Consider the following 23,827-nt stretch of genomic DNA (forward strand, 5'->3'; position numbering starts at 1 on the left):
TCGGGAGATCGGGACGGAGGGCCACTGGGCCTGCCGGAGAGGGTCCTTGGTGCCTGTTTCCGGGGCGGGAAAAGCCGGATCGTCAAGGTGTCCGCTTCATACCGAGGAGATGCCGTGAATCAGTCTGTTCGTGTCGAGGCCGAGCTGGATCCCGGCCTGTCCCGCTGGCTGTGGCTGGTGAAATGGGTGCTGGCGATCCCGCACTACCTTGTGCTCGCGTTGCTGTGGCTGGCCTTCGTTCCTCTCACGGTGCTGGCGTTCTTCGCGATCTTGTTCACCGGTCGCTACCCGAGGGCGATCTTCGAATTCAACGTCGGTGTGCTGCGCTGGACCTGGCGGGTGCACTACTACGCCTACGCGGCGCTGGGCACCGACCGGTACCCGCCGTTCACCCTCGCCGACGTCCCCGCCTACCCGGCCAGGCTCGAAATCGCCTATCCGGAGCGGCTTTCGCGCGGCCTTGTGCTGGTGAAGTGGGCGCTGGCGATCCCGCACTACCTCATCACCGCCCTGTTCGCGGGCGGTGGCCTGTGGCTGGCGTGGCGGCCGGAGGACGACGGCTTCAGCTGGGGTGCGGGCGGGCTCATCGCCCTGCTCGTCGTCATCGCGGGCTTCGTGCTGCTGTTCACCGGCGAGTACCCGAAGCCGATCTACGACTTCGTGCTGGGCATGGATCGCTGGGTCGTCCGGGTCGCCGCGTACGTCGCGCTCATGACCGACGAGTACCCGCCGTTCCGGTTGGACGAGGGCGGTACCGAGCCGGAATCCGTCATGGAGGACAGGCCCGCACCGACGCGCAAGCCCGGCTGGACTTCGGGAAGGATCGTCTCCGTCGTCGCGGGGGCCGTCGCCGGCCTGGCGTCGATGGGGCTGCTGACCGGTGGCGCCGCGCTGCTGTGGCTCGATCAGAGCGGCCGCGATGACAACGGCTACCTCTCCACTTCGACCTCCTATCGCACCGAGACCCCCGCGCTGGTCAGTGAACGGGTCCGGTTCGCCGGTGTCGCCGGAGAGTCCGTACCCGCGCTGAACGCGCTGGGCGATGTCCGGCTGACGGTGACGGAAAGCACCGGGAAACCGGTCTTCATCGGGATCGCGTCGTCGGCGGACGTCCAGCGCTATCTGGCGGGCACCACCTACGCGACGGTCACCGACCTGGCGTCCGGATCCGTTCTCGTGCGGCAAGGTGCCGGTTCGGCCGGTATCCCGGAAAGCGCGGACATCTGGACGGAGCGCTCGAGCGGCCCCGGTACCCGGACGGTGGCGTGGCCGGACCAAGCGGGTGACTGGACCGTCGTGGTGATGAACGCCGACGGCTCGGCGGGACTCGACGTGCGTGCCGAAGCCGCCGTGACCGTTCCCGCGCTCGGCTGGACGGCTTGGTCGCTGCTGAGCATCGGAGCCGCCGGCCTGGCTGCGGCCGTCGCGCTGGTCGCGATCCCGGTCTCTCGCGTTTCCCGACACCGTTCCCTGACAGGACAAGGACCACTGTGATGAAAGCGACGATCGTGTACGAGTCGATGTTCGGGAACACCGAGCGTGTGGCGAAGGCGGTGGCGGACGGGCTGTCGCGTCATGCCGAGGTCGACGTCGTGAATGTCGACGACTTCGGCAGCGTGCCGGAAACCGGGTTGCTCGTGGTCGGCGGGCCGACCCACGTGCGTGGCCTTTCGTGGCCTTCCAGCCGGGCCGAGGCCGCGCGGCAGGCGATGGACGAGGTCCGCTCGAAGAAGAACTTGCGTGACTGGCTGGGCACCTTGGATCGGACGTCCGGCGACACTCCCATCGCCACGTTCGACACGAGGATCGGGAAACCGCGCTGGCTTGCCGGTTCCGCCGCGACCGCTGCGGAACGCAGGCTCAAGCGACTGGGTTTCGTCCCGCTCGTGCCGCCGGAGAGCTTCTTCGTCGATATCGACAAGGAGGAGACGGTGCTGCGCGACGGCGAGTTGCAGAGGGCACGCGACTGGGGCGCCTCGCTGGGCGAGCACTTCGCGTCGCTGCGGGCGGTCGGCTGAGTGTCTTCGGTGGAAAAGGCGGTCGCCATGGCGAGCAGGCGCTATCCCGTTGTCGCGGGCGTGGACGGCTCGGATTCCGCGCTGCAGGCCGTCCGTTGGGCGGCCGGAGACGCCGTCCGGCGTGACCTGCCGTTGCGGCTGGTCTTCGCCTGCGTCCCGCCGGGGCACGACTATCCGAACCTGGAGGTCACCGCGGCCGAAGTCCGTGACGCCATGTGGGAAACCGGCGCGAAGCGGTTGCGTGCCGCGACCGAGGCCGCTCGCACGGTCGCGCCGTCGCTGGCCGTCGAGAGCGAGATCAGACCCGGTGACCCGAGGGTCGTCCTGGTCGACGAGTCGAGACGAGCGGCGGTGACGGTGCTCGGTTCGCGGGGACTGAACGGGATAGGACGACTGCTACTGGGTTCCTCGGGTCTCGCCGTGGCGATCCGGGGGCATTGCCCGTTGGTGGTGGTCCGGGGCCATCGGGCGAGATCGGGGCCCGTGCTGGTCGGAGTGGACGACTGGGCCAGGTCGGCCGCCGCGGTGCGCTTCGCCTTTCAGGAGGCGTCCGCGCTCGGTGCTTCCGTGACGGCTCTCAAGACCTGGCACGACTTCGGGCCGGTGGACGGGCGGAGTGCCGCGCCGGCTGGATCGGCGACGCGGCACGAGGTGCTGCGACGGGAATTGGAGGCCGAGATGTCCGCGGTCGCGGCCGGGTTCCCGGAAGTGTCCTTCGAATGCCTTGTCGTCCGTGGCCGTCCCGGCCGGGTGTTGCTGGAATACGGCGAGCGGGCGTGCCTGGTCGTGGTCGGCGGCCGCGGTCGCGGCGCCTTCGGCGGACTGCTGCTGGGCTCGGTGGGCCAGGACCTGACCGGGCACGCGTCGTGCCCGGTGGCCGTCGTCCGGTCCGAAGCGGGCGCCGAGACCGCCGGCAGGCAAGGCGAAGGACGCGCGTCCGTCCGAAGTGGACGAGAAACGACGCTCGGAGGCGTATCCGCCGACCGAGGGGAGCGGCGGTGAACCGGCGTCCTTCCGCGGAAGTCGTGCTGCTCGCCGCGGTGGCCGCTTCGCTCGCCGCCGGCGGGCTCGCTCGCGCGGCCGGCCTCGCGCCCGTGGCTTCGGCGCTTTGGGCGGCAGCCACCGTGACGGCACTCGTCCCGGCCGTGATCTGGGTGCTCGCGGACCTCCGGGCGGGCCGGTGGGGCGCGGACGTCCTGGCCGTGCTCGCGCTGGCCGGGACGGTGGCGGTCGGCGAATACCTCGCGGGAGCGATCATCGCGGCGATGGTCGCGACCGGCAGGGTGCTGGAAGCGGCGGCACAACGCCGCGCCGGGCGCGATCTCTCCGCGCTGCTGGAGCGGGCCCCGAGCACGGCCCATCGACGGCGTATCGACGATGCCGGCGCACCGATGGAGACCATCGCGGTCGCAGAGGTCGGCCCTGGTGACCGGATCGTGGTCTTACCGGGAGAGGTGGTACCGGTCGACGCGATCGTCTGCGAGCAAGGGGTTTTCGACGAATCCGCGCTGACCGGTGAGGCGGAACCCGTGCTCCGCCAGGGCGGGCCGGTGCGTAGCGGGGTGGTGAACGCCGGAGCGGCCGTCGACCTCCGCGCGTCGGCCACCGCCGAGGGCAGTACCTATGCGGGGGTGGTGCGGCTCGCCGAGCAGGCCGCGGCTTCCACCGCTCCGATCGCGCGGCTCGCCGACCGTATCGCCGTGTGGTTCCTCCCCGTCGCGCTGCTCATCGCCGTGCTGGCTTGGCTGCTCAGCGGAGAGCCCGCCCGGGCCGTCGCGGTACTGGTCACGGCCACGCCGTGCCCGCTGCTGCTCGCCGTCCCGGTCGCCGTGACCGGGGGGATGTCGCGGATGTCCCGCTCGGGTGTGGTCGTCAAGGACGGTGCGGCGCTCGAAACGCTCGGCCGGGTCCGGACCCTCGCGATGGACAAGACCGGAACGGTGACCGCGGGGCAGCCGGAGGTCACCGCGGTGCTGTGCACGCCCGACCGGACCACCGAGCACGTACTCGGCATCGCCGCCGGTGTCGAGTCGTACTCGTCGCATGTGCTCGCGGGTGCCGTTCTGCGGGCCGCTCGTTCGGCGGGGGTGCCGCCGGCCCACGCGGAGGCGGTGTCGGAAGAGGTCGGGCGCGGCGCGGTGGGCATGGTGTCGGGAGAACGGGTTCGGGTCGGCAGGCGTACCGGCCCGCTGCCGGAATGGGCGGTCGGTGTGGAGCGCCGGGGGCGGCTCGACCTGGCGTCCTTGGTGTGGGTCGAGGCCGACGACGTTCCGATCGCCGCGTTCCTGGTCCGCGACCGGCTGCGACGGGACGCCGCACGCACGATCCGGCGGCTGCGCGCCGCGGGTATGGCGCAGATCGTGCTGCTCACCGGAGACCGGGTGGAGAACGCCACCGAAGTGGCTTCGCTGCTCGGTCTCGACGGTGTCCGGGCGGAGTGCGCGCCGGAGGAGAAGATCTCCTGGGTGAGCCGGGAAAGCGAACGCACGGTCACCGCGATGGCCGGTGACGGGATCAACGACGCACCCGCGCTCGCGGCCGCCGACATCGGGATCGCGCTGGGTTCACGAGGGTCGACGGCGGCGGTACAAGCCGCCGACGCGGTCATCGTCGACGACCGGATCGACCGTCTCGCCGACGCCGTCGAGATCGCCCGCCGGACCAGACGGCTCGCCGTGGCGAGCGCCGGCCTCGGCACCGGACTCTCGGTCCTCGCCATGATCGCCGCCGCGGCCGGCAGGCTGCCGCCGGTGCTGGGGGCGCTGGCGCAGGAGGGCATCGACGTCGCCGTGATCGGGAACGCGCTGCGAGCGTTGACCGGTCCCGTGTCGTTCCGCCGCCGTCGTGCCCCCGATGACCTGTTGCGCCGGTTCGCGGATGAACACGAGACCCTCCTGCCCGCCCGGACCGCCGTCCGGCAGGCGGCCGACGCGCTCGGCGACGGCGGCGGGCCCGCGGCCGACGCCGCGGTGCGGCGGGCGTTCCGGTTGCTCACCGAACGCGTCCTCCCACACGAACTCGCCGAGGAGAACCAGCTCTACCCGGCGCTGGCCGGGGTACTCGGCTGTCCCGAGAGCACCGTGACGATGAGCAGGGAGCACGCCGAAATCGAACGGTTGGTGCGACGGCTGGGAAGACACCTGCGTGAGTCGCCCGACACGATCCAACCCGAGCAGATCGACGATCTCCGCGCGACGCTGTACGGCCTGGACGCCGTCCTCGACCTCCACTTCGCCCAGGAGGAGGAGGCCTACTTCACCCTCGGCCGATGAACCCGAAGTGCGGGAAGGGATCCCGGTGGCGTCCTCGGGCGGTCGAGTCTTTGGTCCCGCCCATTCGGGGACAACGTCCGCTCCGGCACCGTGCTCGGAAGGGTTTCCTGGAGTGGTGAGGTTTCCATCGCGACGAAGGGAAGGAAGATGACCTCTCTCGTGTCCAGCCCCCGCCTGGCGTTGCCGAGTTTGGCCGCCTGGCTGGAAAACCCCTGGCCGTTCGCCGAGCACAACCCGGTGCGCATCGAGGAGTCCACTGAGGACGGAAACTACGTCGTGCGCGCCGAACTCCCGGGTTTCGACCCGGATAAGGGTATCTCCGTCACGGCGCACAACGGCCTGCTGACCATCCACGCCGAACGCGAGGCGAAGTCGGCCGAACACGGACGCAGTGAGTTCCACTACGGCCGGTTCAGCCGCACTGTCTCGCTTCCCCCCGGCGCCGAAACAGCGAAGATCAGCGCGAAGTACAGCGACGGGATTCTCGAAGTCTCCGTGCCTCACAAGGAGGAGCCGCAGGACAAGCAGGTGAAGATCCAGGTCGGCAAGGCCTGAGCGACCGCCGAACGCAAGCGCCGTCACCCCACGCCGGGGGACGGCGCTTGCGTCGTCGCAGGGGCTGGAGGTCCCGATGAGGCGGGACCGTCGCCCCTCGTTGCCTCGGCGTGGTGAGGGGACGCTGAGAACCGTCCATTCCCAGAGAAGCGGCTGGAGGCCGACGATGAACATCCCGGCACGTTTCCTGCGACTCTGGCGGATCGTTCATCCTGGCCACGGCCCGCTGGTCAGGTCCGTGGACCGGCTCGAGGGACTGATCCTGGTGTTCGCTGTGCTGATCGCGATGGCCGGACTGCCGTTCGCCGTGGCGGCGGGTTCGGCGGTGTTCGCGGCCGGAAAGGAGAGGTCGGCCGCCGAAACCGCCGTCCGGCACCGGGGCGACGCGATGCTGCTCGAGGCCGGAGCGCCGGTCGCCATCGCGGTCCGGTCCGGGGCCACCGCGGACACCACGCCCGTGAAGGCGCGCTGGACGCTTCCCGACGGCTCCCTTCGAGTCGGGAAGGTGCCCGCGACGCGGGGGACACCGGTGGGCGCCCGGGTACCGGTGTGGCTCGACGAGGCCGGTCAGCCGGTGGAGGCACCGCTGACCCGCTCCGCCGCGGCCATCCGCGGCTTCGGGGCCGGTGCGGGCCTCTGGGGCGCTGTTCTGATCTTCAGCTGGCTGGTGTACCGGGTCAGCCGGTTCTTCCTCGACCGGGCGCGCACCGACCGGTGGCAGCGAGAGTGGGAGACGGTGTCCCGGCGGTGGAGCCATTCATGAACGGGCGGTCCACCCGCGACGCGGACGTCGACGAGACCGCGAAGGTGACCCTGCGGGACGGCCGGACCGTGTCGGTCCGCAGACTCACTTCGGCGGACGCTGCGGAACTGGGGGAGGCGATTCGCCACGCCGACGCAGGAACGCTTCACGGCAGGTTCTGCGGGCCACCTCCGAAGGTGACGCCCCGCCTGCTCGAGCACCTGACCGAGCTCGACTTCCATCGTCGCTACGCGTTGGTGGCCAGGGATCCCGACGGACATGGAGTCGCGGTCGCACGCTACGAGGCGACCCAGGATCCCGGCGTCGCCGAGATCGCGGTGGCCGTCGACCCGCGTTGGCGACGAGCAGGCGTGGCGTCGGCGCTGATCCGACGGCTCGCGGTCGCGGCTCTGCGTAACGGGTTCGATCGGTTCACCGTCACCTACCTCGCCGACAATCGGCCGGTCGCCGATCTGCTCGACGAAACGCACGTGAAGCGGGTGATCTCGCAAGGCATCGCCGAAGCGACGGTCCCACTCGAACAGAGCCCGGAACGGACAGAGCGCTGAATCGGCCTCGGTCAGCGAGCCCGCCGTCGGCGTGACACCGCTTTGCGTAGTTCTTCGGCCCACAGGACGGAAGACGCGATCGCGGTGGCGGCGAGCCAGTCGAGGGCGGTCAAGGCGGTCGTGCCGAACAGGGACTGCGCGGCGGGCAGGTAGACGGCGCAGATCTGCAGGGCGAGCACCGCACCCAGTGCGGCCCAGAGCCGCCTGTTACGGAAAAGGAGCCTGCCGAACGCCGAGGCGTGTTCGTCGCGGACGTTGAGGATGTTGAACAACTGGAACACCACGAAGGTCACGAAGGCCAGGGTGTGCGCCACTTCGATGCCGCGGTCCAGGCCGTGGGCGAACGCGTAGAGGGTGCCGGCCACCATCACGAGTCCGGACAACAGGATCCGCGTCAGGCGTCCAGCGCTGAGGATCTGCGCTCCCGAGCGTCGTGGCGGCTCCTCCATGACGGCTCGCCGCGGTGGTTCCAGGCCGAGCGCCAATGCCGGGGGGCCGTCGGCGATCACGTTGACCCACAACAACATCAGCGGTGTCAGAACGCTGGTTCCGGTACTGAACAACAGGGAGCCGAGCACCATGGTGAGGATCGCGGCGACATTGGTGCCTACCTGGAAGCGGACGAACTTGACGATGTTGTCGTAGATCGTGCGGCCGGCGCGGACTGCCCGGACGATGGTCGCGAAATTGTCGTCGGTGAGGATCATCGCGGCGGCTTCCTTGGACACGTCGGAGCCGGTGATCCCCATGGCCACACCGATGTGGGCGGCTTTGAGCGCCGGTGCGTCGTTCACGCCGTCACCGGTCATGGCGACGACGTCGCCTCGCCGCTTGAGCGTGTCGACGATGCGGATCTTGTGTTCCGGCGCCACCCGCGCGAACACGCCGGTGGTGGTCGCGGCCTGTTCGAGGGCACGGTCGTCGAGGCGGTCGATGTCCAGTCCCGACATGCCGTCGCCCTCGATGCCGACCGCGCGGGCGATGGAGGTCGCGGTGGCCAGGTGATCACCGGTGATCATCTTGACGTCGATGCCGGCGGCATGGCATTCGGCCACCGCGGTGCGGGCTTCCGGCCGTGGCGGGTCGAGTAGGCCGATCAGCCCGATCAGGACCAGTCGGCGCGGCAGCGTGGGCGCCCCGGCGTCCGTGTCGCCGTGGGCGACGGCCAGGACGCGCTGACCTCGTCCCGCGAGATGATCGAGTTCCGTGAGCAGACGGCTGCGTTCGGCATCGTCGAGCGGGACAACACCGTGTTCCCGGCGCACATGGGTGGCCAGGTGGAGCAGGACGTCCGCCGCTCCCTTCACGTGCGCACGGAGCGCTCGCCCGTGCCGGTGGAACGTCGCCATGTACTTCAGGGCGGAGTCGAAGGGGATCTCGGAGACGCGGGGATCGGCGCCGCGCAATGCCGCGACGTCCAGCTCCGCTTTACCCGCCAAAGTCACCAGCGCGCCCTCGGTCGGGTCGCCGACGAGAGTGGCGTCCTGGACCACCGCGTCGTTGCACAGCACCGCGGTGGTCAGCAGCTCACCGAGATCGGGGACTTCACCACCGTCTTCGGCGGTGATCGCGCCTTCGAAACCGTAGCCTTCACCCGACACCAGGTAGCGGCGACCGGCGTACCACAGCGAACGGGCGGTCATCTGGTTCAGCGTGAGCGTGCCGGTCTTGTCGGTGCAGATGACCGTCGTCGCTCCCAGGGTTTCCACCGCGGGGAGCCGTTTGACGATCGCGCGCTGACGGGCCATGCGCCGCATTCCCAGCGCCAGTGTCACCGTGACGACCGCGGGCAGCCCTTCCGGGATGGCGGCCACGCCGAGCGCGACGGCCAGCGTGATCACCTCACCGATACCGCCGCCTGCCGCGAATTGCAGTACCGCCACGAGCAGGACCGCCACGCCGGCGAGGTAGGCCAGGCGGACGCCGAGCTTGTCCAGCTGCCGCTGCAACGGGGTCCGCGTCGAATCGGTGCGCTCCAGCAGGCCGGCGACCTTGCCGATCTCCGTGCCCATGCCGGTGCTCGTGACCAGCAGCTCGCCACGGCCCCTCGTGACGATGCTCGTCATATGGGCCATGGACGTCCGATCGGGCAGCGCCAGCTCGCCCTGCCGCGGTGCCGCGGATTTGGATACGGGCGCGGATTCGCCGGTCAAACCGGATTCATCGGTTTCCAGGTTCACCGTCGAGAGCACCCGGCCGTCCGCGGGCACGCGGTCACCGGCTTCCACCAGGACGACGTCACCCGGCACGAGCTCGGCCGCGGGCACCTCGGTCACCCTGCCGTCGCGGCGGACCCGGGCCGACGGGCTGAGCAGGCTCTTCAGCGCGGTGACGGCGCGATCTGCCCGTCGTTCCTGGACGAAACCCAGGACGCCGTTCAGGCCGAGGACCAGTCCGATGACGAGCGCTTCCCGATACGACCGCTCCACCACGCCGGCCAACGCGGCCGCCACCACGAGCACGAGGTTCAGCGGGCTGGCCACCTGCGCCACCAGCACCCGCCACCACGGCCTGGCCGTTGCCTCGGCGAGCCGGTTGGGGCCTGCCACCTCGAGCCGGTCGCCCGCGTCCGAGGAGTCCAGACCTCGCCCCGGATCGACGCCGAGGCGAGATGCGAGCTCCGTGGTCTCGACGGACCAGGGAGCGGAGACTTCCGGCACCTGGCGGGTCGCGGGCCCCTTCGCCGGTGCGGTTTTCACTGTCGGGCGGGCGGGACGACGGCCACCGGAGAGGCGGAGTGGTGGATCAGCGCCTGGCTGGTGGAACCCAAGAGCAGTCCGCGGAAACCGCCTCGGCCTCGAGAACCGACAACGACAAGCTGGGCGTCCTCGGAGTGTTCGAGCAACGTGTGCGTCGGCCGGTCGCGAACGACGACACCCTGGGCGGGCACGTCGGGGTACTCGCTCCGGTAGGCGTCGAGCCGCTGTTCCACCAGCCGGGCCTCCGCCGCTTGGACGGCCTCCCAGTCCAGCGCGGAGCCGAACTCCCAGGCGTTGCCCACGGCGAAGTCCGACCACGCGCGCACGGCGACCAGACGCGTACCGCGCGCCGCGGCGGCGTCGAAGGCGAAAGCCAAAGCCGCATCACTCGTCGGCGAACCGTCCACACCGACGACGACCGGCGCGTCCTGTGGCCGGTCCGTTCCCCGGACGACGACGACCGGGCAATGTCCGTGCGTCGCGACCGCGACCGCGATGGAGCCGACCAGCAGCCCGGTGAACCCGCCAAGGCCGCGAGAGCCCAGCACGATCAACTCCGCCGAGGCCGATCGCCCGATGAGGTGCTCGGCCGCTGCCCCGCCGCGCAGCTCGGTGGTCACGTCGACCTCGGGGGCGGCTTCCCTGGCCGCATCCGCGGCGGCCGCGAGTATTTCCCGTCCTTGTTCGGTCAGCGCGTCGGCGTACGGCCTCGGCAACTCGACCCCGGGCGGCAGCTGTACCGGGATGAGCATGCAGGCATGCGTGATCGACAACGGCGCCTTCCGCCTCGCCGCTTCGGTCGCGGCCCAGCGCGCCGCGTGGAGGGCCGAAGAAGAGCCGTCCACACCCACCACTACCGGTCGCACGTCTGGTGCGGTCATCGTGTCCTCGAATCGGGAGTAGGTCCCCGCCCCACTGGGCGGGCCTGATCACGTGACCCACCTTGCCGTCCCTCGAATTCCGGTCCCAGTGCCATCGGCCGAGTTTCGTAAGGACCAAGGTCCCCGGCCGAGTACGCCGAAGATCCCTAGGTGCCGCACCGCGTTCCCGGCAGGATCGGCGAGAGATCGGCCGTGGCCGCATCGGCGCCTTCGCGAGGCCTGGTCCTACTCCCCGAAGAAGGAGAATTCCTTGCTGTCCCCAGCATCCGCCGCGGTGGTTCGCGCCACCTTGCCCGTCGTGCGCGCGCACGCCGTGGAAATCACCGGCGAGTTCTACTCGTCGATGTTCGCCGCGCATCCGGAACTGCTCGACCTGTTCAACCAGGGCAACCAGGCCGACGGCCGCCAGAAGCTCGCGCTGGCGTCGGCCGTCGCCGGCTTCGCCGAGCACCTGCTCGACGGCGACGACGCCGCGCCGTTCGAGCGAGTCGCCGAGCGGATCGCGCACAAGCACGTGTCGCTGGGCATCCGGGCCGAGCAGTACCCGCTCGTCGGTCACTATTTGCTCACCGCCGTCGGCACGGTCCTCGGTGCCGCGGTCACCCCCGAAGTCTCCGCGGCGTGGCACGAGGTCTACTGGCTGCTCGCCTGCCGGCTGATCGCGGCCGAGGCCCGCCTCTACGAACGTGGCGACCACGATCCCGCCGACCTCTGGCGACGCTGGCGGGTGGCCAAGCGCCTCGATGAGGCCGTCGACGTGGTGTCGTTCACGCTGGTGCCCGATGACGGCCCGGCCGTCCCGGATTTCCTGCCGGGCCAGTACGTTTCGGTCGCCGTCGATCTGCCCGACGGCCGTCGCCAGCCTCGCCAGTACTCCCTGTCGCAGGGCCCTGGAAGGGGCTCATTGCGGATCACCGTCCGCCGGGTTCGCGGCCACGACGGCGCCCCGGACGGCGCGGTGTCCAACCACCTGCACGACCACGTAGTGGGTCTCGACCTGGAGGGAGTCGGTGGTCAGGAACCAGTCGAGGAACGCGGTGAGCTGTTCCCGTACCTCGTCGTGGGTGATGTCGCCGACGGCGGAGGTCAGTTCCTTCCCGGCCCCGATCAGTGCGGCGTCGGGGTAGGTGAGCAGCACCGAGGCGAGCTCGAACAGCCGGGTCCGGTCGGCACCCTCCACAAAGGACTTCTCGGGCGCGGTCATGAGCGGCCTCCGGCGGGATCGATGGTCAGGCCGAGCCTGCCGTCGCCGCGGCGCGCGAACAGGCTCCGGCGGCCTGGGCGGACCTGCCGGTCTTCGGTCACGAGGTGGAACCGCTCGGCGGTCGCGGCCGGTTCGGTCATCCCGGGGCCGCCGGTGCAGTCCAGCGAACAGTCCGAAGTGGACGCGGCCTGTGCTTCGAGCGCGGCGGCGTCCTTGGCGTAGGCGGCGGGGATGACGTAGCGCTCGTCGTACTTGGCGATCGCGAGCAGCCGGTACATCGCCTCGATCTCCTTGCCGGACATGCCGACGGCCTCACAGAGTTCCTCGGCCACGGTGCCGTCGAGGGTGCGGGCACGCATGTAGGAACGCATCGCGGCGAGCTTCATCAACACGCCGGCCACCGCGTCGGCGTCGCCCGCGGTGAACAGTTCGGCGAGGTATTCCACCGGGATCCGCAGATCACGGATGGTGTGGAAGACGTCGTCGGCGTCCGTGTCGTCGCGCCCCGCGGCATTGACGGCGTCCAACACGGGAGAGAGCGGAGGGACGTACCAGACCATCGGCAGGGTGCGGTATTCCGGGTGCAGCGGCAAAGCGATCTTGTACTCGCTGATCAGCTTCCACACCGGCGAGGCCTGCGCGGCGAGCACCCACTCCTCGGGCAGGCCCGCCTCGGTCGCCAGGCGCACCGTCTCGGGATCGTGCGGGTCGAGGAACACCGCTCGTTGCGCGGTCAGCAGCTCCTGCTCGTCTTCGACGGAGGCGGCGGCGAGCACAGCGTCCTCGTCATAGAAGACCAGCCCCAGATAGCGCAGCCTGCCGACACAGGTCTCCGAACAGATGGTGGGCTGGCCGGCTTCGATGCGCGGGAAGCAAAAGGTGCACTTCTCGGCCTTGCCGGTGGCGTGGTTGACGTAGACCTTCTTGTAGGGACAGGCGCTCACGCACATCCGCCAGCCGCGGCAGCGGTCCTGGTCGACCAGGACGATGCCGTCCTCCTCGCGTTTGTACATCGCGCCCGACGGGCAGGCGGAGACGCAGGCGGGGTTGAGACAGTGCTCGCAGATCCGCGGCAGGTGGAACATGAAGGTCTTCTCGAACTCGAACTTCACCCGTGCCGCCGCGTCGGGGTCCATCGCGGTGATGTTGGGGTCGGTCCCGGCGCGTTCGTGGGCGCCGCCGAGGCTGCGCCGTTCGTCAACGCCTGGTTCCCGCCGCAGCGACGTGGGCTGGCGATCGGCGTGTTCGGGGCGGGCATGGGCGGCACCGCGATCAGTGCCTTGACCACGGTGCAGCTCGTGGACGCCGGCGGAGCTGCGACACCGTTCGTCATCACCACCGTCGTACTGGCGCTCTACGCCGCCGTCGCGTTCCTGTTGCTGCGGGACGCGCCAGGCCGGACGGTGCCGACCGAACCTGCCCTCCGCCGCCTGGCGGACACGGCTCGGTTGCCCATCACGTGGCAGGCCTCGGCGCTGTACGCGGTCGCTTTCGGCGGCTACGTCGCGTTTTCCGTCTATCTGCCCGCTTATCTGAAGGCCGCTTACGGGCTCACTCAGGCCGACGCGGCCAACCGCATGGCAGCTTCGTGCTCTTGGCAGTTCTGATGCGCCCGGCGGGCGGGTGGCTGTCCGACCGGATCGGACCGGTGCGGGTCTTGGCCGGAGTCTTCACGGTGGTCACCGCCGCGGCCGCGGTCACGGCGTTCACCCCGGCCCTGATGCCGCTCGGCACGATCGCCTTCCTGTCCATGGCCGCCGCGCTCGGCGCCGGCAGTGGCGCGGTCTTCGCGCTCGTCGCCCTGCTCGCGCCGGGGAACAAGGTCGGTTCGGTCACCGGGATCGTCGGCGCAGCAGGTGGTCTTGGCGGATTCGTGCCGCCGCTGGTGATGGGCGCCCTCTACGGCGCGTTGGGCTCGTACGCGGTGGGCTTGGCCGCTCTGGCCGCGGTCGCCGGCGGCGCGTTGGCCTTCACCGCCACCACGGTACGTCGTGCGATCGCCGAACAAGGCCGGGAACTGTCCGCGAAACGGTGTAAGTCTTGATCAAGGACGAGTGAGCAGTGATGATCGAGACGACGTCCGCGACGGACGAGAACACCAAACCGTGCATCGGCTCGGACGAGAACCTCGCCGGGACGGTGGGGCCGGCGGCGGCAGCGACCGAGGAGCCGACCCGGCGGTGTGGGCGACGCCTTGTCGAGCAGCTGGCCGCTCGTGCGGAAGCCGGCGCTTCGTCGGCTTGACCGGACTGAACAAGTGTTCAATACTTTGAACATGAGTTCAGTTTCTGATCTGACCGCGCGGGCCCGGATCCGCGACGCCGCGTTGGCCAGATTCGGCGCCGACGGCATCGCGGGGACCTCGGTGCGGGCGGTGGCCGCGGATGTGGGGGTGTCGCCGGGGCTGGTGCTGCACCATTTCGGGTCGAAGGACGGGTTGCGGCAGGCGTGTGACGACCACGTGCTCGATGCGATCCGTTCCGGTGGCGAGGCGGGGACCGACGCGCTGGGCGAGGTGTTGCGGGCCGCCACGCCGGTGCGGCGGTATCTGGCCCGGGCCTTCCTGGACGGGTCGAGTGGCGCGTCCGCCCTGTTCACCGAGATCGTGGATCGCACCGAGGCATGGCTGGCCGACGGTGAGCGCGAAGGATGGGTGCGTTCCTCGGGCGACTCCCGGGCACGCGCCGTCGTGTATGTGTCCTGGCTGCTGGCACCCCTCGTACTCGGCGATCACGTGGGACGGCTGCTGGGCGGGGATCCGGCGGAGACCGCGACCGCGGTCCGGGGAGCCAAGGCGGGGCTGGAGATGCTGACCAACGGCCTGTTCGCCGATGACCGGTGGCTGTCCGCCTACGCCGCCATCAACGGCGAAGAGCGCGCGAAGTGAGGGCGTTACTGGTCACCCACGGCACGCGGGGTGACGTGCAACCGATGCTCGCCCTCGCGGTCGCCCTGCGCGCTCGCGGACACGAGGCGTTGCTGGCCGCGCCGGACTCGTTCGCCGACGCCGCGGGGGAGTACGACGTCGAGTTCGCTTCGTTGGGTGAGGGGCCGAACCGGCTGATGAACGACCCGGTGGTGCAAGAGGCCATCGAGGGAGGCTATCGCGGAGTGCGGGGCAAGATCACCGCGGTGCGGACCGCTCAACGGGTCAAGCCGCTGATGGCGGAGGTCTTGCACAACATCGGTGTGGTCGCGAAAACGTCCCGCGCGGACATCGTCGTGCACACGACCGGGGTACCCGCTCACCACGCCGCCGAGATGCTGGGCGTGCCCGCGGTCGTCGTCGCGCTGCAACCCGGTTGGATTCCCACCGGCGACTTCCCCTGCCCGATGATGCCCTTGCCCCGCCTGCCGAGGAGGCTGAACCGCGCCACGTATCTCGCCGTGGGCGCCATACTGCGGATGTACGCCGGTATCACCACTAAGTGGCGTACCACCGAACTCGGATTGCCGCGCCGCCGGGGAAGCCACGACATCCTGCACGACGAACACGGCAAGGACCGTCCGGTCCTGCAAGCCTTCAGCCGTCAGATCACCGTCTCCGCCCGCGATTGGCCGGCTTCGGTGCACACCACCGGCTTCTGGTACCTCCCGGCGGTGACAGGCTGGGAGCCGGACGCGGAGTTGCGTGCCTTCCTCGACGCCGGCCCCGCTCCGGTCCACATCGGATTCGGCAGCATGGCAGGCCGGGACGCGCGCGGCACCCGCGCGGTGGTCGAGGAAGCGGTCGGCCGGGCCGGTGTCCGCGCGGTGCTCGCCACCGGCTGGGGCGGCATCTCCGCGGACGCCGGCACCGGCGATCTGTTCGTGATCGACCACGCCCCGCACGACTGGCTGTTCCCGCGGATGAGCGCGGTCGCGCATCACGGTGGCGGCGGCACGACCGGCGCCGCGCTGGCGGCGGGCGTACCGCAGGTGGTGTGTCCGTTCGTCGCCGACCAGCCGTACTGGGCGAACCGCGTGCACGCCGTCGGAGTCGCGCCGGCACCGATACGCCAGCAAAACCTCACGGCGGAGCGGCTCGCCGAGGCGCTGCGGCAGGCCACCGGCGACGTCGGGATGCGCGAACGAGCCGCCCGGCTCGGCCGCCAGATCCGGGCGGAGAACGGTGTGTCCACCGCTGCGGGCTTTCTTGAAACCCTGACCTGACAAGGAAATCATGGTGGAATTCACCGAAGCGGTCGCGAAGACCTTCCGGATGGACGATGAAGCGTGGCGCCGTCATGCGAACCCCTGGAGCGTGTGGACCCGCTTCGCGGCCATTCCGCTGATGCTGCTCGCGATCTGGAGCAGGACCTGGATCGGCTGGTGGTGCCTGGCGCCGATCGCGGCGGTGGTGCTGTGGCTGTTCCTCAACCCGTCGGCGTTCCCGCCGGTCGAGCCGCGCAGCTGGGCCGCCCGCGGGATCTACGGCGAACGCGTCTGGGCGCAGGACAAATCGTCGGTCCCGCCGAACCATCGCCGGGTACTGCGTGTCCTGGTCGTACTCGGCCTCGCCGGATTCGGCCTGATCACCTGGGGCCTGGTGATGCTGGATTTCTGGCCGACCCTCTTCGGGGCGGTCGTCGTCATCATGGCCCAGCTGTGGCGCATCGACAGGTTCGGCTGGCTTTGGGAACGCGCCGCGGAACAGGCGACCGCGTGAAGGTGTCAGTCTTCGTTCACTATCCGCACCGTTCCCGCGGTTCCATCGATGGTGATCAGCTGGCCGGTGGTGATTTCGTGGGTGGCGTTGCGGACGCAGATGACGGCGGGGATGCCGTATTCCCGGGCGACCGTGGGGCCGTGCGCGACCGGTGAGCCGGTTTCGGTGACCAGGCCCGCGGTGGTCAGGAACAGCGGGGTCCATCCGGGGTCGGTGGTCGGCGCCACGAGGATTTCGCCGGGCTCGATGTACGCACCGGCCGGATCCCNGCGGACGCAGATGACGGCGGGGATGCCGTATTCCCGGGCGACCGTGGGGCCGTGCGCGACCGGTGAGCCGGTTTCGGTGACCAGGCCCGCGGTGGTCAGGAACAGCGGGGTCCATCCGGGGTCGGTGGTCGGCGCCACGAGGATTTCGCCGGGCTCGATGTACGCACCGGCCGGATCCCGGATCACCCGGGCCCTCCCGGTCGCCTGGCCCGCCGCACCGGCCATGCCGGTCAGCACGCCGTCTTCGACCGGCCCCGGCGGGACAAGCGCTTCCACGTCGGTTCCATCGGAGAGCAAGGCGCCCGGGACAGTGGACCGCCGCAACTCCCGTCGGTGGTCCGCGCGGCGTGAGGCGACCAGCCGGCGGTGGTCGGTGGCGTCATGGACGGCCGCGCGCGCTTCGTCGAGTGTGAGGAACATGATGTCCTCGCGACTCTTCAGCAGGCCGCGCGACACGAGATCATCACCGATGAGGAGGAGTTGGCGCCGGGAGGCTCGGATAGCGGGCAGCCACGCGAATTTCCCGATCTCCCGCAGCCCGGTGAGCTTACGCGACCGGCGCATGAGGAAGGTCGCGATCCGCCCGCGGACCGGCCGCCGGCGCCGAGCCCGGCGGGCCAGCGTCTCGATCATCGCTTCGGCCTTGTGCGCGGCTTGGCGGAAACGCCGGTCCGGGGCCAGCTCGGGGTCATCCACGCGGAGGTAGTTGGCGATCGTGGCGAACAACGGCGCCGGATCCTCGTCCCAGCGGGGCATGCCGACATCGATCTCGGCTGCCGCGCGCATGCCGTACCTGTCGAGGAACCCGGCCATGCCGATGTCGGGCAGCCGCCCGGTGCGATACCGCGCCGCCAGTTCGTCCGGTGTGATGCCGAGGAAGATGTCGCGGTGCTTGCGCGCGTTCACCGCGAGGTTCCAGAGGAGCAGGTCCATCTCGGTGGTCACGTTGTGAGGCATCCCGCCCAGGACGATGTCGAGTTCCTCGTTGGAGGCGATGCCTTTCAGCAGACCGGAGGGCGCCGCGCCGAGGAGGATCCCGGCCATCAAGGGCCCCATGAGCCCCAGCATGCCGCGGCTCATGATCGCCCGGTGTGAGTCCTCGATGACCCACCTCAGTCGTTCCGCCGTGGTGGCCGGGTTCGAGGGCGGTACGGTCAGGCGCCGGATCTCCTCGACCGCACGGTACGAGCGGACACGCGCCGCGTCCGGGCGGGCGACGCTCGACGCGATTCCGGCGACCATGCTCGGCGCCAGCAACGCCGTGGCCCTGAGGAGGTTCCCCAGCCGGAACGGAAGACCACGCCGCGGGGCGAAGCGGGGATCGGTCATCATGTGCTCGACGGCCCCCTGCACTCGCGGCCCGTACACCTGCAAGGACGTCGACAAGCGTTTGCGCATGGCCTTGTGCCGGACGAAGTCGGTCAGGTCGAAATAGAGCCGTCCACCGATGGGAACCATACGAGGCAGCGGATCCCGCGGATCGCCATGGACCCCGTGTGCGTGGAACCACAGCGCCGATCCGGCCTTCAGCAGAGAGATCCCCATCGGCGTGCAGGGGCGGAGCATGCCCTGGATATGGCCGAACTCGAGATACAGCCGGGTCTCACCGGTGTCCGGTGGCGACGGGAACAGGGTGGTGATCGGCCGTGACTGCAGCAACCACAGCACGCCGTCGGAATCGATCGCCCACTCGATGTCCTGTGGAGAGCCGAAATGCCGTTGCAGGCGCAGGCCGGCGTCCCGGAGTTTTTCGAGTTCTTGTGTGCCGAGACATCCTTCGGGCAGCTGTGGCACGGTTCGCGCGTGCCCGAGAACATAGTGATCGGGCACGACAGTGCCGTCGACGATCGCCGTTCCCAAACCTGGAGCGGCGTCGATGATCATCTCGGTGCGGCAACCGGTGATCGGGTTGGCGGTGAACAGAACACCGGCCACCACGGGGTCGATCATCCGCTGGATCACCACCGCCATGGCGGCGTCGTCGATGCCGGCGGCGGCGCGGTAGGCCACGGCCCGGTCGGAATGCAGGGAATCCCAGCACTTGTGGATGGCATCGACGAGCGACGCGGGCCCGTTGACATCGAGGAAGGTGTCCTGCTGACCGGCGAAGCTGGCTTCCGGCAGATCCTCCGCAGTGGCGCTGGAACGCACCGCGACCTGGCCGCTGCCAAGCCGCTCGTAGGCGCCGATCACCTCGTTTTCGGGGAGGTCTCTCGACGAGTACGCCTCGACGGTCAAGCAAAAGCCGTCCGGGACGCGCTCGCCCGCCTTGATCATCTCACCGAGGCCGGCGGCCTTCCCGCCTACCAGGTCGATCATCGACGCATCGATCTCGGACAGACGGATCAGTTTCATCTCTCCTCCTCCTGTGGTGGACTCAGGTGATTCGGCGGCTGGTTCGATATGCCATCGCGGCGAGGAGCGCCAGCGATCCGATGCCGCACGGGATCGTGTGTTCAGCGTTGCCGAGGAGCAGGGTTCCGGCGAAGGCAAGGAGAAGCCCGACCAGTACCGCGCCGCTAGAGCTGCAGTGTTCTTCTTTGCCGGTGCGGTATCGAGATGCCGCCGGTAGAGCGCGGTCCAGACCTCCAGCTGACCCCATGGCGGTGAGTCCATGGCGGACCGATGGCGAAGGACGGTTGTGCCAGCTGCCGGAATGGCCATGTCGGTGGACCAGCCCCGGCCGCGGCAAGGACCCGCAGAGCCGAGGCGACTGCCTGCCGGCCGACTCGCAGCCGCCGGTGGAGATCCTCGAGGGAACACGGGGCTTCGACCAGGATGTCCAGGATTTCGACCACGTGGGTCGACTGACCAGCCGGGCCAGCTCCGCGATGGAGTGATCGGACACTGGCCGTAGCTCCCCTTCCCGCGTCGGGATGGTTGGGCCTACACGATAGGCGCGCATTGTCGACCTTGACGTTTTCTCAACGGGGTTGGACCGGCCGGACGACGCCGGTCACCCGGCCTTCCAGTGCCGTCTCGCCTTCTGCAGCAGTAACGAGCGAGCCGCGTCACCCGTCGGGATCATCGCGGGGACCCGCACGCTTACCCGTAAGGGCGAGCCATAACAGGCTGAAGACTGTGATCGCCAGGCCCAACGTGTCGGTCCACTGTCCTGTGAATTCACTGTCGAGCCAGACGAGAACCCAGCCGAGTACCGCGGGAAGCTGCAGGTACCAGTAACGCCGCGGAATGCCGCCAAGCAGCACCATGAACAGCACCGCGAACACCAGGGCGGGGTTGACGGTGCCCATCAGGAACTTTCTTTCTGTGCCTGGGCTTCCGGGCGTCCTGTCGGCAGGTTGTCGGGTGGTTCGATTCTGAGTGCCTTGGCGACGGGGACGTCGGTAGAGGAGTGCAGGACGATCGACAAGGCGATCGTGATGGCGACGAGGTCGAAGACGTGCTCCCCAGCGGGAATCCCGGCCTGGAGCGCGAGCAGGCCGTAAACGACGGACGCGAAACCCTTCGGCCCGAACCAGGCAGCGACCGATCGTTCCCGTGCGGGCAGCGGAGTGCGGATCAGGGAGAACATCATCGCGGCGGGCCGGATCAGCACGATGGCAATGACCGCGACGGCCCAGTCGCCCAAGCTGAGATGTGACAGCCGCTCGGGCGTGATGAGAGCGCCGAACACGAGCAAAGCGGCGAACTTCGTCGTTTCCGAGAGCAGGTCACCGAAGTGTTCGAAGTGCTCGGCCGAGACGCGGTCCATCGTCGCCAATGTGGCGCCGGCGGCGAATGCGGCGAGGTACGGGTTCGCGTGGGTGAGGTGGCAGGTTGCGTAGAGGATGACCGCGACCGCCAATGGTCCCAGTGCTTGGAGGCGCGGTTCAGCGGTCAGGACTTTCAGTCGCCAGGCGAGTGCGATGGCTGCGGGAATGGCGACACCGAGTACGAGACCGGCGACGAGTTCGATCGCGATTCCGCCGAAATCGGTGTCCCGGTTCGCGGCGGTGGCCAAGAAGATCAGTACGAACGGCAGGGCAAGACCGTCGTTGAGCCCGGATTCGACGTTGAGAAGCCTGCGCAGGCGCAGTGGCACGTCGGTCCGGCCGACGATGGCCGACGCGAAGACCGGGTCGGTCGGGGACAGAATGGCACCGATCAGGAACGAGGTGGTCCAGTCCAGGCCGGTGAGGTAGTGGGTGGGCACGGCGATTCCGACCATGGTCAAGGGCATCGCCAATCCGAGTGCGCGGCCGGAGAGCCGCCATCCCTCCTTCAAGGAGGGCAGACTGGCGCGCTGGCCGTCGGTGAACAGCACCGTGAAGAGGGCCAAGTCGGCGAGCCCGGTCACGAAGGCGCCGTTCGACGGGATGTCGACCAGCCCGAAGCCACCTTGCCCGATCAGTGCACCGGCGACCAGGAACAATAACGCGGTGGAAAGCACGGTCCGGGCCGCGAGCCCGGACAACGACACGCTGATCAACAGCACCAGACCGAACGCCAAAGCGAGCGCCATCACAACCCCGTCCACGTCGAATGGCCCACCCGTCATGGATGGGTCATGCCGACCAGGCTTCCCGGCGCTCCGCGCGTAAAGATGCCGTATGGCAGCCGCAGATGCAAACCAGCGACCGGGCGGTTCGGGATGCAGGTGTCAGGCGCGAGGTGCTGGAGGCAGCGGCGGCGGGTCTTCGTCGGCGACGTGCTTGTGCTGGCGCTCGACGGTCGTTCGCGGGGTTCGTGACCGCGGCCAACGCGTGAGCACGGGGCCGATGGTGGCGAGAATGAGGACGTAGGCGGTCACGATAGGACCGAGTGTTGCGCTTGCCGCGCCCGCGAGGCTGACGATCACGATCGAGAACTCGCCGCGAGGGACCAGGATGGTGCCTGCCCTCGTCCGTCCTCGGGACCCGGCGCCGTCGCGTCGCGCGGCAAGCCATCCTGTCGCGAACTTGGTCGCGATACCGGCGGCGGCGAGTGCCATCGCCGTGGGGAGCACGGGTAGCAGATCGGCGGGGCTCACGGCGAATCCAATGGCCAAGAAGAAGGCGGCGGCGAACAGGTCCCTCAGGGGTGAGAGCACTGTCCGCGTGCGTTCTGCGGCTTCCCCGGTGAGTGTCAGGCCGATCAGGAACGCACCTACAGCGGCTGACACATCCACCAGTTCCGCCAGCTGTTCGTAGTCATGGGCTCACTGCCAAGCATGGGGACAGGTTCGGTCAGCGGAACCGGTCCGGCCAATGGACCGGTTCCGCTGACCGAACCGCACTACGGGACGAGAACGGCACGGCCGCGAACCCGGCCGGCCCGCAGTATCGCTGGACCCTCAGCCGGAGTTCCCCCGCGGACAGCCGCTTCACCAGGTCACCGGCTACCTCGCGGGCCCGGCGTTCCTGCCGGATCATGTTGACCGGCAGCAAAGCCACGTCATCGAGAAGCCAGGACGGCAGGTCGACGCGGGCTTCGGTGCCCGTCACGTACCCCACCACCACGGCGCGGCCTCCCTGGCGGACCCAGCGAGTGCGGGCCACGAGTCCGTCACCGCCGAGCGTGTCGACCAACAGGGACGCCGGACGCTCTTCGGCGAGCCTGTGGGTGCCGGAAACGTTGTCATGAGTGTCGACGAGCTGATTCGTGGCGTGTGGGCGGGTGGTTGATGGGTGACGGTGCCGTGGTTCATGATCACATGCTGTGATCATGAGGCTTCTGTATTTGCTGGTGACGCGGGTGTTCGGTTTGCTGGTGCTGTGCTCGCGGTCGAATGCTGCGAAGGATGCGGAGATCTTGGTGTTGCGTCATCAGCTCGCGGTGCTTCGGCGTCAGGTGGCGCGGCCGCGTTTGACCTGGGCTGGATCGTGCGGTGCTGACGGCGTTGGTGCGGCAAGTACCGAATTGGCGTCGGTTGCGGTTAATCGTGTCGCCGCGCACGATCCTGCGGTGGCATGCGGCGCTGGTGCGACGTCGGTGGACCTACGGGGGTCGACGGGGTCGGCCGGCTGTTGCCGTGGTGATCCGCCGGTTGGTGGTGGAGATGGCGAGGGACAATCCGTCGTGGGCTACCGGCGAATTCACGGCGAACTGGGATACACGATTGCGCCCTCGACAGTGTGGAAGATCCTCAATGATAGGGGAGTGGACCCGACACCGCGCCGATCGGGACCGACGTGGAAGCAGTTCCTCATCGCCCAGGCCAAAGGCATTCTGGCGATGGACTTCTTTCACGTGGACACGGTGTTGCTGCGCCGGTTGTACGTGTTGTTTGTCGTCGAGCATGATCGTCGCCGGGTGCATATCGTTGGGGCGACGGTTCATCCGACTGCGGAGTGGCTGGTGCAGCAGGCCCGGAACCTGCTGGTGGACCTCGGCGACCGAGTGGACAGTTTGCGGTTTCTGATCCGTGACCGCGACGCGAAGTTCACGGCCGCGTTCGATGAGGTGTTCACGTCGGTCGGCATCGACATCCTGCGGAGCCCTGTCCGAGCTCCTCGGGCGAACGCGATCGCCGAGCGATGGGTAGGCAGTGTGCGTCGCGAATGTCTGGATCGGATACTCATCGTCAACCAGCGTCACCTGGAGCAAGTGCTGGCCGAGTATGTCGATCACTTCAACCAGCATCGGCCCCATCGCTCCTTGAACCAACGGCCGCCCGATCGAGTCCTGGTACCCGGCCGCGTGACCGGCACGGGACGGGTTCGTCGGCGTGATCGGCTCTGCGGACTGATCCACGAATATCAGCAGGTCGCATGACGTGACACAGTTCTCGGCACCCACAGGCTCGAGACGGCTCCGAGGGCCATCGCCATTTCATCGCCATTGAACGACTGAAGCCCCGCCCCTCCGAGGAGGAGCAGGGCTTCTGACCTGCGAAAACAGATGGTGCGCGATACTGGGATTGAACCAGTGACCTCTTCCGTGTCAGGGAAGCGCTCTCCCGCTGAGCTAATCGCGCGAGGTGGAGACGGGATTCGAACCCGTGTACACGGCTTTGCAGGCCGTTGCCTCGCCTCTCGGCCACTCCACC

Annotated in this window: 20 protein-coding genes, 2 tRNA genes and 2 pseudogenes; 14 read left to right on the forward strand and 10 right to left on the reverse strand. The window is 69.1% G+C overall.

All coding sequences use genetic code 11. From position 1 onward, the window contains the following. The first annotated feature begins 114 nt into the window (after positions 1-114). The 7 genes from ACXIZN_RS09735 (at position 115) to ACXIZN_RS09765 (ending at position 7,156) form a co-directional block, all read left to right on the forward strand. Positions 115-1,494 carry a DUF4389 domain-containing protein gene (locus ACXIZN_RS09735; RefSeq protein WP_457953816.1) on the forward strand — a complete coding sequence of 460 codons (1,380 nt, stop codon included), beginning with the start codon at positions 115-117 and terminating at the stop codon, positions 1,492-1,494. After that, positions 1,494-2,018: a flavodoxin family protein gene (locus ACXIZN_RS09740; RefSeq protein WP_457953817.1), complete on the forward strand. Its 525-nt coding sequence runs from the start codon at positions 1,494-1,496 to the stop codon at positions 2,016-2,018. The genes ACXIZN_RS09735 and ACXIZN_RS09740 overlap by 1 nt, the downstream gene beginning before the upstream one ends. Next, positions 2,019-3,020, forward strand: a complete 1,002-nt coding sequence (locus ACXIZN_RS09745; RefSeq protein ID WP_457953819.1) for a universal stress protein — start codon at positions 2,019-2,021, stop codon at positions 3,018-3,020. It begins immediately after the preceding gene. Then, positions 3,017-5,290: a heavy metal translocating P-type ATPase gene (locus tag ACXIZN_RS09750; RefSeq protein WP_457953820.1), complete on the forward strand. Its 2,274-nt coding sequence runs from the start codon at positions 3,017-3,019 to the stop codon at positions 5,288-5,290. The genes ACXIZN_RS09745 and ACXIZN_RS09750 overlap by 4 nt, the downstream gene beginning before the upstream one ends. A gap of 147 nt (positions 5,291-5,437) precedes the next feature. Further along, entirely contained in the window at positions 5,438-5,845 is a 408-nt protein-coding gene (locus ACXIZN_RS09755) for an Hsp20/alpha crystallin family protein (protein WP_457953822.1), read from the forward strand. Positions 5,846-6,011: 166 nt separating this feature from the next. Continuing rightward, positions 6,012-6,608 (forward strand): Rv1733c family protein, encoded by a 597-nt coding sequence (locus ACXIZN_RS09760; RefSeq protein WP_457953824.1) that lies wholly within the window; start codon positions 6,012-6,014, stop codon positions 6,606-6,608. Next, positions 6,605-7,156: a GNAT family N-acetyltransferase gene (locus tag ACXIZN_RS09765; RefSeq protein ID WP_350573707.1), complete on the forward strand. Its 552-nt coding sequence runs from the start codon at positions 6,605-6,607 to the stop codon at positions 7,154-7,156. Before ACXIZN_RS09760 ends, ACXIZN_RS09765 begins: the two co-directional genes overlap by 4 nt. 11 nt (positions 7,157-7,167) lie before the next feature. Here the strand turns inward: ACXIZN_RS09765 and ACXIZN_RS09770 are convergent, their stop codons facing one another. Continuing rightward, complete coding sequence (locus ACXIZN_RS09770; protein WP_457953826.1) at positions 7,168-9,855, reverse strand: cation-translocating P-type ATPase; 2,688 nt, start codon at positions 9,853-9,855, stop codon at positions 7,168-7,170. Further along, positions 9,852-10,736 carry a universal stress protein gene (locus tag ACXIZN_RS09775; protein WP_457953828.1) on the reverse strand — a complete coding sequence of 295 codons (885 nt, stop codon included), beginning with the start codon at positions 10,734-10,736 and terminating at the stop codon, positions 9,852-9,854. The genes ACXIZN_RS09770 and ACXIZN_RS09775 overlap by 4 nt, the downstream gene beginning before the upstream one ends. Before the next feature lie 250 nt (positions 10,737-10,986). Between ACXIZN_RS09775 and ACXIZN_RS09780 the strand changes: the two genes are divergently transcribed. Continuing rightward, positions 10,987-12,162 carry a globin domain-containing protein gene (locus ACXIZN_RS09780; protein ID WP_457953829.1) on the forward strand — a complete coding sequence of 392 codons (1,176 nt, stop codon included), beginning with the start codon at positions 10,987-10,989 and terminating at the stop codon, positions 12,160-12,162. A 134-nt stretch (positions 12,163-12,296) separates the two neighbouring features. On the opposite strand, the pseudogene ACXIZN_RS09785 reads toward ACXIZN_RS09780, so the two are convergent. Then, positions 12,297-13,076 (reverse strand): annotated as a pseudogene (locus ACXIZN_RS09785) (4Fe-4S dicluster domain-containing protein); the annotation flags it as partial. Between the two features lie 48 nt (positions 13,077-13,124). Between ACXIZN_RS09785 and ACXIZN_RS09790 the strand changes: the two are divergent. From ACXIZN_RS09790 to ACXIZN_RS09810, 5 genes and pseudogenes are all read left to right on the forward strand, one after another. Further along, positions 13,125-13,984: pseudogene (locus ACXIZN_RS09790) on the forward strand (MFS transporter); the annotation flags it as partial. A 20-nt stretch (positions 13,985-14,004) separates the two neighbouring features. After that, complete coding sequence (locus ACXIZN_RS09795; protein ID WP_457953830.1) at positions 14,005-14,184, forward strand: hypothetical protein; 180 nt, start codon at positions 14,005-14,007, stop codon at positions 14,182-14,184. Between the two features lie 31 nt (positions 14,185-14,215). Next, the gene (locus ACXIZN_RS09800; protein WP_457953831.1) at positions 14,216-14,827 is read left to right on the forward strand and encodes a TetR/AcrR family transcriptional regulator; all 612 of its coding nucleotides are present in this window, start codon (positions 14,216-14,218) and stop codon (positions 14,825-14,827) included. Then, positions 14,824-16,092 carry a glycosyltransferase gene (locus ACXIZN_RS09805; protein WP_457953833.1) on the forward strand — a complete coding sequence of 423 codons (1,269 nt, stop codon included), beginning with the start codon at positions 14,824-14,826 and terminating at the stop codon, positions 16,090-16,092. Before ACXIZN_RS09800 ends, ACXIZN_RS09805 begins: the two co-directional genes overlap by 4 nt. 10 nt (positions 16,093-16,102) lie before the next feature. After that, positions 16,103-16,588 carry a DUF6653 family protein gene (locus ACXIZN_RS09810; protein WP_457953834.1) on the forward strand — a complete coding sequence of 162 codons (486 nt, stop codon included), beginning with the start codon at positions 16,103-16,105 and terminating at the stop codon, positions 16,586-16,588. Positions 16,589-16,593: 5 nt separating this feature from the next. Here ACXIZN_RS09810 and ACXIZN_RS09815 read toward each other — a convergent pair whose 3' ends face one another. From ACXIZN_RS09815 to ACXIZN_RS09835, 5 genes are all read right to left on the reverse strand, one after another. Then, positions 16,594-19,521 (reverse strand): PEP/pyruvate-binding domain-containing protein, encoded by a 2,928-nt coding sequence (locus ACXIZN_RS09815; protein ID WP_457953835.1) that lies wholly within the window; start codon positions 19,519-19,521, stop codon positions 16,594-16,596. Between the two features lie 347 nt (positions 19,522-19,868). Further along, positions 19,869-20,111, reverse strand: coding sequence for a hypothetical protein (locus ACXIZN_RS09820; RefSeq protein ID WP_457953837.1), 243 nt, complete (start codon positions 20,109-20,111; stop codon positions 19,869-19,871). After that, complete coding sequence (locus ACXIZN_RS09825) at positions 20,111-21,322, reverse strand: cation:proton antiporter (protein WP_457953839.1); 1,212 nt, start codon at positions 21,320-21,322, stop codon at positions 20,111-20,113. The genes ACXIZN_RS09820 and ACXIZN_RS09825 overlap by 1 nt, the downstream gene beginning before the upstream one ends. 138 nt (positions 21,323-21,460) lie before the next feature. Then, positions 21,461-21,967, reverse strand: coding sequence for a cation:proton antiporter (locus ACXIZN_RS09830; protein ID WP_457953840.1), 507 nt, complete (start codon positions 21,965-21,967; stop codon positions 21,461-21,463). A gap of 58 nt (positions 21,968-22,025) precedes the next feature. Beyond that, positions 22,026-22,283, reverse strand: a complete 258-nt coding sequence (locus tag ACXIZN_RS09835; protein ID WP_457953841.1) for a hypothetical protein — start codon at positions 22,281-22,283, stop codon at positions 22,026-22,028. 220 nt (positions 22,284-22,503) lie between these two features. Between ACXIZN_RS09835 and ACXIZN_RS09840 the strand changes: the two genes are divergently transcribed. Further along, positions 22,504-23,553, forward strand: a complete 1,050-nt coding sequence (locus ACXIZN_RS09840; RefSeq protein ID WP_457953843.1) for an integrase core domain-containing protein — start codon at positions 22,504-22,506, stop codon at positions 23,551-23,553. A gap of 127 nt (positions 23,554-23,680) precedes the next feature. Here ACXIZN_RS09840 and ACXIZN_RS09845 read toward each other — a convergent pair. Together ACXIZN_RS09845 and ACXIZN_RS09850 are read right to left on the reverse strand one after the other, a co-directional pair. After that, positions 23,681-23,755 (reverse strand) — tRNA-Val (locus ACXIZN_RS09845). A 1-nt stretch (position 23,756) separates the two neighbouring features. Beyond that, positions 23,757-23,827: transfer RNA gene (locus tag ACXIZN_RS09850), tRNA-Cys, on the reverse strand.

Source organism: Amycolatopsis sp. TRM77291 (assembly GCF_054166285.1).